This is a genomic window from Vibrio sp. Makdt, from assembly GCF_027587015.1.
Lineage (GTDB): Bacteria > Pseudomonadota > Gammaproteobacteria > Enterobacterales > Vibrionaceae > Vibrio > Vibrio chagasii_B.
On sequence record NZ_JAPPTH010000030.1, the window covers coordinates 13811 to 29129 of the forward strand.

Genomic DNA, 15319 nt, shown 5'->3' on the forward strand with positions numbered 1-15319 from the left:
ATTTAGGGCGTCCTCGATCGTGTTTTAGGTCTCGTGATACCTAGCCTTAGCGCATATTAGCTCCACTTATCTCAGTTGGAGTTAACACTATGAAACGGACACATTTACTGTTCACATCCCTACTTTTCCTTTGCAGTTCAGCCACTGCTTCCGGTGTCGGATTCACTCAAGTAACCTTAACTGACGACCCTAATCGCCCGCTAAATACTGCCATTTGGTATCCCACATCAGATAAATCAGACACAACCTTGATTGGCGATAACCCCGCCTTCATCGGTACGCAAGTCATCAGGGATGGGGAGGTTCAATCAGGTACCTTTCCTGTGGTGCTTTTATCGCATGGCTATCGAGGGAATTGGCGAAATCAAAACTGGTTGGCGACCAAACTTGCGAGTCGTGGCTACATCGTAGCAGCCGCCGATCATCCGGGTACCACCTCTTTCGACCAGTCTCCAGAACAAGCAGCAAAGTGGTGGGAAAGACCCCGAGATGTATCGCGTATGCTGGACTACTTGTTATCCGAAGCCCCGTGGAAGCAGTCTGCTAGCGCCAACAATGCTAGCGCGATCGGGCATTCATTGGGTGGTTGGACTGTGATGCAATTGGCGGGAGCAAAAATAGATAGAGCAACGTTTGAATCGGAATGTAAGCAATATAACAATCCGAGAACTTGTGGGCTTGCCGAAGAGTTAGGGCTATCCAAAGTCCAAGCTAAAGAATCAAACAATAAAGATCTTTCAGATCCAAGAATTCAACGTGTGGTCAGCCTTGATTTAGGGCTTGCTCGTAGCTTTTCAGTCGGCAGCTTAAATGGCATCACAGTACCAACTTTAATACTGGCTGCTGGGATCGATATAGGAGATCTTCCTCAGGCATTAGAGTCTGGCTATATTGCCGAGCACATGCCACTGAACTCAAGACGCTACAAGGTCTATGAAAACGCCACCCATTTCAGCTTCATTCAAGGCTGTAAACCCGGAGCTATACCTTTGCTTAATGAAGAGGTACCAGGCGATGGCATTATTTGTGAAGATGGCGTTGGTACATCACGCGACCAGTTACATAAACTCTTCTTCAATGACATCGCTCGCTTTCTGAATCGATAAACGAAAAGCAAACACACTCAATCTAACACTTGTGGCGAACTTCGAAACTCACTCGGAGTTTGCCCAGTAATCCTTGAAAACTCCCTATTGAAGTTGGACTTAGTCTGAAAGCCTGAACTAAGGAAGATGTCAGTTATCGCTTCATCCGTTTGCTTCAGGAGCGCCTTAGCGTACTCAACTCGATAGGCGTTAATCACCTTCGAAATGTTCTGTTGGTGAGTTTGATTAACCGCAGACGATATCTTGCGAGCAGGAATACCTAGCTTTCGTGCCAAGCGATTGAGAGACAGGTCAGGATCTTTAAACAGTTGATGCTCACTCATCAATGCATCGAACTTAGCCATGATCTGAGTAGTTTCTTCAGCTTGGTCTTTATCTAAGCTGCTCGCCTCTTCTGGCGAGCGTTGTGACATGGGAGAGAAAACCTGCGCTTGCTGATTTTTTTCTTCGGTAGGCGTGCTAATACTGACCACCATCACAGCGGACACAATGGCTGGAATAAGAACCAGATAGCTAATCGATAAAATCAGGTTGGTGTGCTGCGCGTTCAACAGCAAGATATCGTAAAAGAGCACACTGTCTACCAAAGCGGAGAATAGTAGCATTACACCTGCAACCCGTTCAGCAACCAACACTTTCGATACATCGGTCAGCCGCACTTGTTCCGGCAAACGCAGCGACGACTTCAGCAGCAAGCTACCATATCCGAGATAGAGGAAGATCAGCAATACATCAATAGTTCCCGCCCAGAGGTGTACATAGAAAAGTGAGCCAACTAAAACAGCAATCGGGCCTAGCCAATGCAAATGTGCACTAGGTTGGCTTCGATGAGCTCCCGAAAAACAGAGCCAAGCCGCCACAGGAACACAGGCACCGAGAATGGGTTGTAAGAAGCGAAACAACGCAATATCAAACGTCCACCGCAAGCCTACTACCGTCACCATCAACGCGCAGAGAATGATAAACCAAAATGGCTTTTGACTGGTTTGTGGGTAACGGCATCGAAACAACACACCTGTCATCAATAACAACAGCGCCGCGACAAATGGTAAAGGAATGGCAAGCATCAACAGTCCGTTTAAGTTCGAGAAAAGATCACTTCCTCTTCAAAGCACTTCATTAGCGAAGTAAGTGAGCGAACCAGTGATACATATTGAATATCAATCTATGGTAAATCATTCCTCTGACAAAAATCTAGAGCGAAACCTTGATGGTGTTAAACCAATGATTTTCATAAAGACTTTTCGGAAGCTATTGACGTCTTCATACCCAACTAAGTAGCTGATTTGTTCTACTGGTTTATGGGAACTTTCCAGTAGCTCACACGCGCTTTGAACACGCACATGTTGAATATAGTTAATCGGAGTCAAGGTCGTCGCTTTGGTAAATTGTCGAATAAAGGTTCGTCGCGTCATGAAGGCTTCCTCCGACAATTGATCTAGTGTCAAAGGAAGGTGGTGATTCTTTTGAATAAAGCGCTGCACTGACACAATCTTGTCATTCCCATGAGCGTAGTTAGGCACAAAACTTTGGTAGTAGCGCTGCTCTCTCAGCCCCGTATCCAACACCAGATATTTACCCAAATTACGCGTATTGGTTGGCGTCGTGTATTTAGTCAGGATAAACAGAGCCAAATCCATCCACGACATCAAACCACCAGCAGTAATGATGTCATCGTCATCGATAAGAATTTTATCGATATCCACTTCGATTCCAGTATGGAGCTCCGAAAACAGTTGTTGAGCTTGCCAGTGCGTGGTGACGGTTCGCCCTTCTAGCAATCCGGTTTGAGCAAGAATGAACACGCCTGCGCACGCTGAACACAATATTGAACCCTTTTGATGAGAGTCAATCAGGTAATCCGTTAGCCTATCATCACGCTCTAGGTAGTAGCTGCCATCTAGGTTGGGCGGCAATAAAATGATATCGGCTTTAGACTCTTCATTTGAGTTACCCGATGAAACCGATAAGTCGCCATAAGGCTTGATCTCAACCTGGAACTGAACCGTTTCACTTTCAGAATCAAGGCTGTTCGCCATCTGAAGGAACTCTTTTACTCCGAACACAGCGCTCTGCAGAGAGCCTGGGTAATCGATGATTTCGACCTTTACTGATTTTGTCACTATTGCCATAGAGTATGTCATTTTTGACGTGCATTAAAAAACAGAGAGTAGTCATAATATCCCTACACCACAAGACATTAACAACAAAGGTATGAATTATGAGCAATACTGCACTACTACTTATTGATTTCCAAAACGACTACTTTCCTTCATACGAAGGCGCGAAATGGGCACTCTCTGAAACAGAAAAAGCGGCAGAAAAAGGCGCGCAATTACTCGAGACATTCCGCAATAAGAAACTACCAATTGTTCATGTACGCCATGAATTTCCAACCAATGAAGCACCGTTCTTCTTGCCACATTCCGATGGTGCTCAAATCCATAACAGCGTAGCACCTCTGCAAGGTGAGCCAGTGATTGTGAAACAGCAGATCAATAGCTTTAGAGATACAGAACTGGACAAAGTATTGAAGGAACAAGGCGTTGAAAGGCTAATCATTGTCGGCGCGATGAGCCACATGTGTATTGACGCAGTGACTCGCGCAGCAACTGACTTGGGTTATGAATGTCACGTCGCCCATGATGCTTGCACCACACTGGATATGGAGTTCAATGGCGTTAAAGTACCGGCAGCACATGTTCACGCGGCATTCATGGCAGCACTTAGCTTTGGTTATAGCAACGTTGCCACAGCAAACGAGCTAGAGAAGCTGCTTTAATCAAGCTCCGCCTAAGTGGCAAGCTCTCTGATTCGTGATTGCCACCTAAACTGACGGTCTACCTATTAAAAGCACAAAAAAGGCGCCGATTAAGGCGCCTTCTGACTAGAAACAATTTCTTATTAAGCTGCGGCAGTTTGACGCGCAGGATGCTTAATAAACACAGCAACGATAGCAACAATAGCCAATGCGAAACAATAGTACGAGTTAGAAACAATCTCTAGCGGAGATAGGTTAAATACCGAACCTAATAACAATACCTGAGCACCGTATGGCAACACACCTTGAATCACACAAGAAAAGATATCCAATAAACTTGCTGAGCGACGTGGAGATACATCGTTCTCTTCTGCTAATTGACGAGCCACGCTACCAGACACAATAATCGCTACGGTGTTGTTTGCCGTGCACATGTTGACCATAGACACCAAACCAGCAATACCCAACTCACTTGCGCGGCCGTTCGCTTGCTTAGAGTGTGAAGAGCCGAATGCACGAATCATGCTACTGACTAGGTTAGTCAAGAAAGCTAGGCCACCTTGGCGACGCATCAGCTCACTCAAACCACCGATCAGCATCGACAGTAAGAAAATTTCCTGCATGTTGCCAAAGCCTGCATAGATATCTTGAGCGTAATCCGTTAAGCCGTAGTTCTCCACAGAACCTAAGCTAACGCCACCTGCCAGTAAGATACCGATGGTTAGCACAACGAACACATTCATACCTGATACTGCAAGAATCAAGATAGTGATGTAAGGCAGTACTTTCAGCCACTCGATAGGACCCGTTTCAGGCACTTGAGTTGCCGTGCTGTTAAAAGCAAAGATAACAATCGCGATTAGTGCAGCAGGAAGTGCGATACGGATGTTCTCTTTAAACTTGTCTCTCATCTCACAGCCTTGCGAGCGCGTCGCAGCAATCGTGGTATCAGAGATGATAGAAAGGTTGTCACCAAACATCGCGCCACTTAAAACAACGCCTGCAGTTAGTGGAATGCTCATGCCTGCTGAATCAGCAATGCCTAGTGCTACAGGTGCTACAGCTGCGATGGTACCCATAGATGTGCCCATTGCGGTTGCAATGAAAGCCGAAATAAGGAAGATACCCGGTAGAATCATGCTTGTCGGAATCGCAGATAGACCAAGATTTACCGTCGCATCAACACCACCAGAAGCCTTAGCAACCGCCGCAAAAGCACCTGCCAATAGGTAGATCATACACATTGCGATAATGTCTTTGTGACCTACTCCACTTAAGAACTGTTCGATAGCACGGTTCAATTTATCTTTGCTCAACAGCAGCGCCAACATCACAGCAGGTAGAGCCGCAATCGGAGCTGGAAGTTGATAGAAAGCAAAATCGACGCCTTGCAACGACAGGTAGGTACCTACGCCAATAAACAGCGCAAGGAACACAATCAGAGGGATAAGTGCCACTGCCGAAGGGGCAATTACCGCATTAGAATTTTTTGAATTGGACATGGAACGACAACACTATAGAACAGGAAGGAGAGCAGACTAATGTCACACTTAGGACTTGTCAACGTCTAGACGTCTAAACGCCCAATTTAATGCAAAGTAATAAGCACACCATTGAACATCACATAATAGAAAAGGCTATTTACTCACCAGTAAATAGCCTTTTGAGAATAGATAGCGTTTACACAGAAACTCGCTTTTGCTTATTTAGTGCGCTTGCTAGTTTAGCTTTTTTGTTTGAACGTCACTTGGTATTCACCAATGCCTTCGTAGTGGAAAGTCGTCGGCTTATCGAAGCCGATCTCCACGATACCGCAGTAAGAGCCCGTGATAATGGCTTCACCCGCTTGGAAATCAACGCCACGACGAGTCATGTAGTTAATCAGCCAGTAGATAGGGCTTGGTGGTAATGTATTTGGGTGCTTACCTGCGAACGCTTGAACTTGTTCGCCTTGAGTCACTTCGATATTGATCTCAGCAGAAGTGAATGCTTTTTCACGATCAATCTCTGGACCAATGAACAAACCTTGGTTTACTAGGCCGTCAGCAAGCTTTTCGTAGAACTCAGCGCCGCTGTCATCAGCAAAACGAGACTGCATTAGCTCAAGTGCCATGTGGCAAGAACCGATCGCGTCGTTGATTTGCTCTTCGCTGTAGCCTTCTTGGTTTGCAGGCAGGCTCTTAGCAAGCGTGAATGCAATTTCAGGCTCAACACGCACTACGTCGTTGTCAGCAAACAGTTCGCAAACTTCACCTTGTTGAACGCTACCCGAAAAGATAGGTGCAACAACAAACTTGTCTTCAGCCAGAGGAAGCAAACACTTCCAACCACCGACTTTATCGCTCTTGAGATCGATCATTGATGATTGAATCTTTAGCGCATCTTCCAAGTTGTTCGGACGGTACTGTTCGTTCAATCTTGGTGCTTTGGTTCCCGCAACGCGGCGACTTAGCAGTTCTTCAGCCGCTTGTCTAAATACATTTGTCATATAATACCACCTTTATTTTTATGACCCGTATAATATCGGATTTATTGAAGCTTGAATAGACAATTCAACAACGATGCACCACCGAAAATTCAGTCCTCAATTTTCACATATTCTAGACGCAAACAACTGAAATTATTTTGATTTAAAGAACATAAAAGCCAGTAAGTTGCTTACTGGCTTTTCGATGTATTGCTGATGATTGGGCTTTACTGCCCTTTCAACGTCTTCTTCAGATTCTGCATGAAGTTTCTGAAGTGAGGCATGAAATCAACAAACAGAGGGTGTTTTCTATCTTGCATCATCAATGGACCTAGCAAGCGAATACTCACTCCTAGTCGCGCTGCTGATTGCTCGTCTAAGCCGCTGTCTTGTTTGATCTTCTCAACAATCGCGAACATATTTTCTCTATCTTCAATTTCAAACTGCATGGTTTGCAGTTCACGATCTTCTTTGATATTCACTTCTTCGATAGTGATACGGTAGTTATTGTGTTTGCCTGTGAATGCTTTCATGTGGATTTCCTAAAATGCTTAAAAAGTGTTTTGGTTAGCTCTTCATGAATCGTTCGAGCTTAGGTTTAACCGTCATCGACATCACGACCATGATCGCAAGGCCAATCGGAAGTGCGGCAATAAATCCATTAAACCATCCACTGGTAAACGCCGATGTATCCGAAAATCCAATGTTATTTGCCGCTGTTACAAATGCCATGATGGACTCCATGATAAAAGCCATAATCAATCCCACGATTAGGTTGCGAGCTTTCTCGCCGTAATTGGGCAATACCTTGGCGACCAACTTAGTCACCAAAGTCATCATTACCATGCCAATTGGCATCATAATCACGACAACTAGGGCTAACGAAGAGAGCCAGTTGCCGATGAATGCCTCACCGAATCCGACATTCATGTAGGTCATCACGGCCGTTAAGCTGCCGCCAATGGTTAGCATTAAGCTCATCATGACCATAATTTTGTATAAAACGGGTGTGCCTTTTTGCTCAGGAAGAGTTGGCGTTAGTGTTGCTTGAATCGTCATATCTATTTCCTGTCTTGAATTTACGAACAATTAAGTTGATAATGTCAACTATAAATATAGTGGTTGATAATGTCAACTACTTTTCTGAGGGTCGTTTATGTCTGATAACACATCGCTAGAGTCCATCTTTCGCTTAGTGCACTCTTTGAAACGTCAAATGAGCGAGCAGATTGAGAGCTTGGATTCTGAGATCGCACCCATGAACATTCGTGTCATGAAGATCATCACTAAGAAGTCTCCATGTACGGCTATCGATATCGCGCACTTCTTAAATCGCGATAAAGCACAGGTCACGAGATTAGTTAACGCCTTGATCAATCAAGAGCTTGTGAAGAAGTCTCCAAATCCAGAAGACAAGCGCAGCCAGTTATTGGTTCTGACCGATAAGGGTGAAGAGATCATGGGTAAGGTCTCGAATATTGATCGAGAGATGCTGCAGAGAATGACCAAAGGCATGGCTGAAGATGAACTAGAACAGTTCCGAAAGGTCGCCAACAAAATGGCTAAGAATCTGGAAAGTTGCTCTAAATAAGAAGAAGCCCTTTCGAACAAGCCACTCGTTTCAAAAAGCAAAAACGCCACCGAATCCTATGATCGGTGGCGTTTTGTGTATGAGCTGGGTTTGTACAGTTTAGCTATATCTATCTTGATACAAGCTCTAATTCGATGCCAGTTTCCACCAAGCTTGCACGGGTACTGGCTCTGAAATGACGAGTCGTTCACCCATCACAGGGATCACCATCTGTACATCTCGCTCTTTGCTTATCGCCAGAGCTTGTTCCATTGGGTCTTGCCAGTCGTGCATAGAAAGATCGAACGTACTGTTGTGGATTGGCATCATCACCTTACCTTGAAGGTCGATGTGCGCTTGAACGCTCTGCTCTGGGAACATATGAATATCGGCCCAAAGTGAGTTGTATGCGCCCGTTTCTACCATGGTTAAATCAAACGGTCCAAAACGCTCACCAATCTCTTTAAAACCATTGAAGTAACCAGAGTCACCACTAAAGAATACTTTCTTATCTGAAGCGTTAATCACCCAGCTACCCCATAGAGTTTGGTCACGGTCAAGTAGGCCACGGCCAGAGAAGTGCTGTGTCGGCGTCAAAGTGAACTCGATATCTGAGGCTATTGCCGATTCCCACCAGTTCAACTCAATGATCTTTGCTTTATCCACGCCCCACTTTTCCAACAGTGCGCCCACTCTTAATGGCACTAAGAATATCCCTACTTTGTCGGCTAATACTTTAACCGCACCTTTATCTAAATGGTCGTAATGATCATGGCTGATCACTACCACATCAATATCAGGTAATTCTTGTAGTGAAATTGGTGTTGGGTGGAAACGCTTTGGTCCCATCCATTGCACGGGTGATGCACGATCACTGAATACAGGATCGGTCATCACTAACTTGCCATCCAGCTTCATCATCACGCTTGAGTGACCTAAACGGTACGCAACATCTTGTTGTTCTTCGATCAATTGCTCGGCTGTCATTGGAATCAAAGGCAATTCAGCGCGCGGTACTGGCTCATTTCTTTCCACGGTCACGTAAGCTTTCAATATTGAAAAAATATCAGACATACCCGATTTGTATTCCAGTTCACTGTTAACAAACTTCTTCGGAAGCTTATCTAGATTGTCATTTGATTGTGAACCTGTGCTTACGATAGCGACCACGGCAAGTACTCCTAAAATCGGTAATAGATATTTTTTCATTAGTCTCTCTTCAACCGTTGGGAAAGCCCAACCCAAAAAATACACTGGATAGTTTACATGCCAAAAAACAAAAGTAAACCAGTGAGTGTAATATTTTTATTCGTTGAATTTGGATCTGAAACGCTCCGTATGCCGAGCAAAGACCAATGTGGACATCTTAAAACTGTACAAATATCGCACAGCACTCATTTCCAGACTTCATTTATTGACCAGAAAGTCAGGTTTTAATTAACATTACATTTACAAATGGAATTGAATGTTTTTAGAAGGGAATCTAAATTGCACTTTACGATACGAACTAAAGCAATATTGGCGACGATCATCGCTGCGCTGGCCATTATTAGCGTGATGGGGATATATTCATTTCAATCAAGCCGAACCATCCTGATTGACAGAACCTTTGAAAGAGAGCTTCCCGCGTCACTTGGCGAGGTGAGCAATGAAATCAATCTCAAGCTGGAAACGCCTATTCTTGCATCAAAGATGATGACGCTTTCACCTTTAATGCAACAAACCAGACTTTCGCAAGAAGAGCTTCAAACCTATCTTCAATCTGTTAAAAATGAGTTCAACGCGATCAGTGCCTATTACGTTTCCAACGAAGCAAGCACTTACTACACCCATAACGGCGTGCTAAAAACGATCTCTACCAATGAACAAAGCGACCAATGGTTCTATCGATTCATCGAGTCAAATCAGCCATTTGAGCTCTCTTTAGATATTGATGCAGCCACCGGAATCCCGGCACTGTTTGTTAACTATGCAGTCACTCGCAATGGCGAACGTATTGGCGTAACTGGTATTGGCTTAACGTTGGAAAGTATTACTCAATTGATCAGCAACTATAGCGTCGGAGAAAGCGGTATTGTTTTTCTTGTCGATCGACAAGGGATCATCAAGGTTCACCCAGATAAGAGCCTGATTGGACTTTCACTAGACTCTGTAGGCATTAAAGCTAGTCAGTTAATCGGCAGTAAACAAACTGTCGTTCATGAAGCTATCGTCGAAGGACAGCCGCAGATCCTAGGCTCTAAAGCAATGCCGGGCATTGGTTGGACTCTGATTACTCAGATTCCCAAACAAGACGTACTAGGTGAATTAAATGGCTTCAGCCAAACCATCATCTTTATGGCGCTACTCATTGCTGCCATCTATACGCCGATCGCTGCATGGGCGACCAACAAGCTCTTACTGCCGTTTGTAGAAGTGGCTGAGCGATTACAACAGATAGGGAAAGGCGGTGGTGATCTCACCTTTCGCTTAGATGATTCGCGACATGATGAAATAGGACAGATCGCGAAAGGCTACAATCAGTTCGTGCAATATCTAAGTGATTTACTCAAAGATGTCTCAAACACGGGTATCCAAATATCTGAATCTATTCAAGGTGTCGATCACATGGCGCAGTCGATGGAGCAAGACATCAAGCAACAAACCAGCCAGATAGAACAAGTTGCAACAGCCATTCACGAGATGGGAGCCAGTTCTGACGAAATCGCACAAAATGCCAATGGTGCCGCCGATAGCGCACAACATGCAGCGAGTGCGATTAGCATTGGTCAAAAGTCCGTTTCTGTCACTTCAGAAAGCATCGAGCATATGAACAAGCAGCTTGATGACACAACGGAGATTATAAATCAACTCGCTCAAGATGCGAACTCCATTGATACCGTGTTAGATGTCATCAACAGTGTCTCTGAGCAAACGAACTTATTAGCTCTTAATGCCGCGATAGAGGCCGCTCGAGCCGGCGAACAAGGTAGAGGTTTTGCAGTGGTAGCAGACGAAGTAAGGACTCTCGCCTCACGAAGCCAAGCATCGACCGAAGAGATACGAGGTATTATTGAAAAGCTTCAGCAACGCACTCAACAAGCCGTGACAGCTATCGAGACCAGCACGACCCTTGGCAGTAATTGTCAGGTTGAAGCCTCCAACTCAGAGAAACAACTCTCGAGTATTTCTCATAGTGTCGACGAGATGAATGCCATGAACATGCAGATCGCCTCAGCAACGGGTCAGCAATCGAACGTCATCAACGAGATCTCACCGCATATCTCTGGCATTTCTGAAATAGCTAGAGAGAGCGATCGCATGATAGAGAAAACGGCTCAGGAGTGTCAGCACCTACGCGCCAAAGCAATGCATTTAACGAGTTTGGTTTCTCAATTCAAATGCTAGCTTCAATGGAACATGAAATACGCTGACCACTCCATTCAAGTTAATCAGCAGACCATACATTCTTGAAATCTGGCCATCCCCAGTTGGTGATGGCTACATTTTTAAGAATCCCTTGGAAACGCACGGTTTGTAAGTGATGGAACATCGGGACTAACCAATAATCAGAAATCAATGTCGATGCAATAGGTTCCAACTCAGCCAAGTAATCCGGTAATTCAACCGTTGCTTTGTGCTGATCTAAGCGCTGCTTGAGCCAATCGCTGTTCATCTCTCCGAGCGCGGAATGCAATACAGGGTCATTCATCAACCACGAGAACAGCGAAGATGGCGCATTATCATCGAGATTCAGGTTACACAGCACCAAATCTTCTTTTAAGTCGCCCCGCTGAGAAAGCTGCGCCAACTCTCGAAAGCTGTAGGTGTTCACTTCAACTTCCACTCCATGTCGTTTAAGGATGTCCGACACGGAAATGGCACACCGATAAAGTGCATAGTAGTTATATACCGCAATGCTCAATTTCTTAGGCAACTCGCTCTCTCTGGAAGGCGTTCGATACAGCTTCTGCCAACTTGGCAATATGTTCTGAGCCAAAGAGACACTGAATAATCCTTGGTTTTTCTCCAGTTGCGCCAAAATAGCCTGAGGGTTTGCAAGGGCTGATAGGTACTTACGTTGCTCGTCGCTTAACGGATTCACTGCTGAGTTTTGATTGAAAAGAACAAACAAACAACCATCTTCGATTCGACTACTAAGCCCGTCTGTTTCAGCCGAGACCAGCTTTGTGTCGCTTTTCCCTAATTGGTGAAAACAGGCGGAGTCTTCATAAGGTGACACCTGCATCTGGCTATCATCGAATCGAGCACTGCCAGTCATCGACTCTTCAAACTGCCAAATAGTCACTTCATCGGTTAAAGAGCGACAACCGTAAAAGTGTTCGAATGCCGAGAGCTTGATGCGCTCACTATTGGTTTCAACCACTCTGAAAGGGCCAGTACCAATCACAGCATGAGACATTGAGTTCAATGGTAATGGTTCACGCATCACTTGCTCGGCGGGTTGAATCGAATACTTAACACCAGCAAGCAACCCCGCAAAACCTGTGTCCGCTTGGGTTAATTTAAAACTGATCCTTAATGGCTGCTCACTGTAGATGGAAGCGACATGATCTAACTCAGCTTGATAGAAAGGCAGAGCTTGTAAAGCAGTAAACAAAGCAACCAGCTGCTTGGCATCTACTGGCTGACCATCATGAAAAGTCAGACCGGGGCGCAGATAGAAAGTCCAAACAAGTTGCTCGGTGTCATATTCCCAATGGTGAGCTAATTCAGGCTTTAACTCACCTTTACCATTACACGTCACTAGGCAGCTAAAAACCTGTCTGATCAAAAATCGTTCGCTACTGCGGTGTATATGGTGCGGAAACAAATCCTCAAACTTACGCTTATAGGTTAATTGAACGTGCAGCAGCCCTTCACGCATGGTCGCGCCGGAAGTTTCTTGCAGTAAAGAACCAAACACAGCGCGGTCATTATCCAATATGGAAAGTGCTTTTTCGTACTTGCCCTGCTCTATCAGTTTACTTGCAACATGCTGCGCCAACTCTGAATTGCTAAAACGCAGTGTTAAGTTAGAGCGTTGATTCCTGCCAACTTTTGGCTCCCACACCACCCATTCAGCTTGATGCATCTTACCAAGTAAGGTTCGAGCGTGACGCAAGCTTGTAAACAGCATATCCGCTACTTCGGTTAGGGTGACTGAATGAGAAATGTTTGGCTCGAACGACTCTAGCCGCGTGTAGTAACGCATCATGTTTAGATCAGACAAATAATGAACCTTTTAAAGATAGCTCTTCCTAATTAAGCCCATTATAAAACACATTCATCAAAAAGTAGTGTAATACGAACAAAACAGGAACAACCAATAAAAATAACATCTGTTTTTTAGTTCCTCTTAATTATCCATAATGAACGGGTCAGCAACAAACCATAGGTTGTAAATAAAGCCTAACCAGAGAGAGTAATGACCATGAGAAAATACTATCTTAATAAGTTAAAAAGCACCTGTAGCAAGCTCGAAAGAGAAGCACTACGAACACTTATAGAGCTATGTAACTGGCGTTATTAGTACACTTTTTAGCACGAGTTAACGCGAGTTGAGCACAACCTAATATGCTCCTACCCCCAATATGAGTTAGGTCTCAACTCGCTTTTCCATTCTAAATCCCCTCTCAAGCCTGCTGTACCAATAGCTCACACATTCGATAAATTTCTGTTGTCGACTCGACAAATTTAATTCGTTTTCTTAGTTAAACGAAAAGCCTTAAGGTTCGCCCCGAAGCAAGCAAGGAGCCTCAGAAAAAACTGAAAGCTCAGCTAACAACTAATTTATTTGCAGTTACCAATCAGGTATTAACTAAGGAAACGCCATGCGTATCGCAATTCTTTCTCGCAACGAAAATCTATACTCTACCGCTCGTCTAAAGCAGGCTGGAGAAGCACGTGGTCATCAGGTCGATGTTATCGACACGTTGCACTGTGATATAGATATCGCGAGTAACAATCCGAAGATTCGCTACATGGGTGAAGAGCTACCTCAATACGATGCTGTTATTCCACGTATTGGCGCTTCCATTACCTTTTACGGAACTGCGGTTGTTCGCCAATTCGAAATGATGGGCACTTTTTGTATCAATGAGTCAGTAGCTATCAGTCGTTCTCGCGACAAACTGCGCTCACTACAACTGTTGTCTCGTAAAGGTATTGGCTTACCAAAAACAGGTTTCGCTAGCCGCCCAGACAAAATTCAAGACCTGATCAAAAACGTGGGTGGCGCGCCACTTGTAATCAAGCTACTTGAAGGTACTCAAGGTATCGGTGTAGTTCTAGCTGAAACAAACAAAGCAGCAGAAAGCGTTATCGAAGCGTTCATGGGCCTAAAAGCGAACATCTTGGTTCAAGAGTTCATTGAAGAAGCAAATGGCGCAGACATCCGTTGTTTTGTTGTTGGCAACAAAGTAATTGCTGCAATGAAACGTCAAGCTGGTGAGGGTGAATTCCGCTCTAACCTGCACCGTGGCGGTACTGCTCAACTGGTTAAACTAACCAAAGAAGAGCGCGCAACAGCAATCAATGCAGCGAAAATCATGGGACTAAACCTATGTGGTGTAGATATTCTACAATCTAAGAACGGCCCAGTGGTAATGGAAGTAAACTCTTCTCCAGGCCTAGAAGGCATCGAGAAAGCAACGGGTAAAGATGTAGCAGACATGATTTTCGAGTTCATCGAAAAAAATGCAAAGCCAAACGCTAACCGTACTCGTGGCAAGGGCTGATTGAATACCGTTAACTCATGATTGGAAAGAAAATGAACAATAAAATGATCATAGGGAATACCGAAGCACTTTGCTTACCAGAGTTAGGGATAACTGGACTACATACACGTGTTGATACAGGGGCTAAAACCTCTTCTCTACACGTAGACAATCTACTATGTGTAAAAACAGACGGTGAGAACTTCGTTGAGTTTGATCTTCACCCAGACGTTTATCACCTAGAAGAGACAGTGCGCTGCAAAGCGAAACTGAAAACAAGTAAGAAAATCAAATCATCTAACGGCGAAGTTGAACACCGTTGTGTGATTGAGACCATGCTGAGAATCGGTGGCCAACAATGGCCTATCGATATCACGCTAAGCAACCGTCAAGACATGACTTACATGATGTTGCTTGGTCGTCAAGGCATGAGTGACAAAGTGATTGTTGACCCAGCGGGTGAATTCCTGCTGACTCACTAGGGCGTGTTGACCTTTCGCGGTTAAATTTTGTTCGAGATAAAAGCGTTTTAATCGCGGCGAGGGAGAAGTAGCCTAGTCATTCTAAGCAAATCTCCCTCAACAAAGAGTAAAACGCTTTTAGCCGAACCCTTCGGGCAGCGTTTGCTGGTCATTTCTACTGCGTTATCGGCTTCTCATGTAGGCTAGCTACACATCGATGCCTCTGCCTTGTATAAATACCCAGCAACTCGCTGCA

General features: G+C 44.7%; 14 protein-coding genes. 6 read left to right on the forward strand and 8 right to left on the reverse strand.

What is annotated here, in order from left to right:
• Nucleotides 1-89: 89 nt before the first annotated feature.
• Nucleotides 90-1106, forward strand: coding sequence for an alpha/beta hydrolase family protein (locus tag OH460_RS24025; RefSeq protein ID WP_269999790.1), 1017 nt, complete (start codon nt 90-92; stop codon nt 1104-1106).
• A 17-nt stretch (nt 1107-1123) separates the two neighbouring features.
• Here OH460_RS24025 and OH460_RS24030 read toward each other — a convergent pair whose 3' ends face one another.
• Complete coding sequence (locus OH460_RS24030; RefSeq protein ID WP_269999791.1) at nt 1124-2173, reverse strand: helix-turn-helix domain-containing protein; 1050 nt, start codon at nt 2171-2173, stop codon at nt 1124-1126.
• 108 nt (nt 2174-2281) lie between these two features.
• Nucleotides 2282-3238 (reverse strand): GlxA family transcriptional regulator, encoded by a 957-nt coding sequence (locus OH460_RS24035; RefSeq protein ID WP_171761651.1) that lies wholly within the window; start codon nt 3236-3238, stop codon nt 2282-2284.
• An 89-nt stretch (nt 3239-3327) separates the two neighbouring features.
• Here OH460_RS24035 and OH460_RS24040 point away from each other — a divergent pair, with 89 nt between their 5' ends.
• A complete protein-coding gene (locus tag OH460_RS24040; RefSeq protein ID WP_269999792.1) occupies nt 3328-3888 on the forward strand; it encodes a cysteine hydrolase family protein in 561 nt (186 codons plus the stop codon).
• 122 nt (nt 3889-4010) lie between these two features.
• On the opposite strand, the gene OH460_RS24045 is transcribed toward OH460_RS24040, so the two are convergent.
• The 4 genes from OH460_RS24045 to OH460_RS24060 all read right to left on the reverse strand — a co-directional run bounded on the left by OH460_RS24045 (nt 4011) and on the right by OH460_RS24060 (nt 7393).
• Nucleotides 4011-5369, reverse strand: a complete 1359-nt coding sequence (locus OH460_RS24045; RefSeq protein WP_061031301.1) for a Na+/H+ antiporter NhaC family protein — start codon at nt 5367-5369, stop codon at nt 4011-4013.
• Nucleotides 5370-5590: 221 nt separating this feature from the next.
• Nucleotides 5591-6355, reverse strand: a complete 765-nt coding sequence (locus OH460_RS24050) for a hypothetical protein (RefSeq protein WP_061031302.1) — start codon at nt 6353-6355, stop codon at nt 5591-5593.
• 206 nt (nt 6356-6561) lie between these two features.
• Complete coding sequence (locus OH460_RS24055) at nt 6562-6867, reverse strand: DUF3861 domain-containing protein (protein WP_065584990.1); 306 nt, start codon at nt 6865-6867, stop codon at nt 6562-6564.
• A gap of 34 nt (nt 6868-6901) precedes the next feature.
• Nucleotides 6902-7393 (reverse strand): DUF2798 domain-containing protein, encoded by a 492-nt coding sequence (locus OH460_RS24060; RefSeq protein ID WP_017631361.1) that lies wholly within the window; start codon nt 7391-7393, stop codon nt 6902-6904.
• A 97-nt stretch (nt 7394-7490) separates the two neighbouring features.
• Here OH460_RS24060 and OH460_RS24065 point away from each other — a divergent pair, with 97 nt between their 5' ends.
• The gene (locus OH460_RS24065; RefSeq protein ID WP_102541557.1) at nt 7491-7925 is read left to right on the forward strand and encodes a MarR family winged helix-turn-helix transcriptional regulator; all 435 of its coding nucleotides are present in this window, start codon (nt 7491-7493) and stop codon (nt 7923-7925) included.
• A gap of 126 nt (nt 7926-8051) precedes the next feature.
• On the opposite strand, the gene OH460_RS24070 is transcribed toward OH460_RS24065, so the two are convergent.
• Nucleotides 8052-9113: an MBL fold metallo-hydrolase gene (locus OH460_RS24070; protein WP_269999793.1), complete on the reverse strand. Its 1062-nt coding sequence runs from the start codon at nt 9111-9113 to the stop codon at nt 8052-8054.
• Nucleotides 9114-9392: 279 nt separating this feature from the next.
• On the opposite strand from OH460_RS24070, the gene OH460_RS24075 reads away from it, so the two are divergent.
• A complete protein-coding gene (locus OH460_RS24075) occupies nt 9393-11291 on the forward strand; it encodes a methyl-accepting chemotaxis protein (RefSeq protein WP_269999794.1) in 1899 nt (632 codons plus the stop codon).
• Between the two features lie 40 nt (nt 11292-11331).
• Here the strand turns inward: OH460_RS24075 and OH460_RS24080 are convergent, their stop codons facing one another.
• On the reverse strand, nt 11332-13116 hold the full coding sequence (locus OH460_RS24080) for an SgrR family transcriptional regulator (RefSeq protein WP_269999795.1): 1785 nt from the start codon (nt 13114-13116) through the stop codon (nt 11332-11334).
• Nucleotides 13117-13717: 601 nt separating this feature from the next.
• Here OH460_RS24080 and rimK point away from each other — a divergent pair.
• Both rimK and OH460_RS24090 read left to right on the forward strand, forming a co-directional pair.
• On the forward strand, nt 13718-14623 hold the full coding sequence (rimK, locus tag OH460_RS24085; RefSeq protein ID WP_004740040.1) for a 30S ribosomal protein S6--L-glutamate ligase: 906 nt from the start codon (nt 13718-13720) through the stop codon (nt 14621-14623).
• 32 nt (nt 14624-14655) lie between these two features.
• On the forward strand, nt 14656-15084 hold the full coding sequence (locus OH460_RS24090) for an ATP-dependent zinc protease family protein (protein ID WP_008224746.1): 429 nt from the start codon (nt 14656-14658) through the stop codon (nt 15082-15084).
• Nucleotides 15085-15319 lie beyond the last annotated feature (235 nt).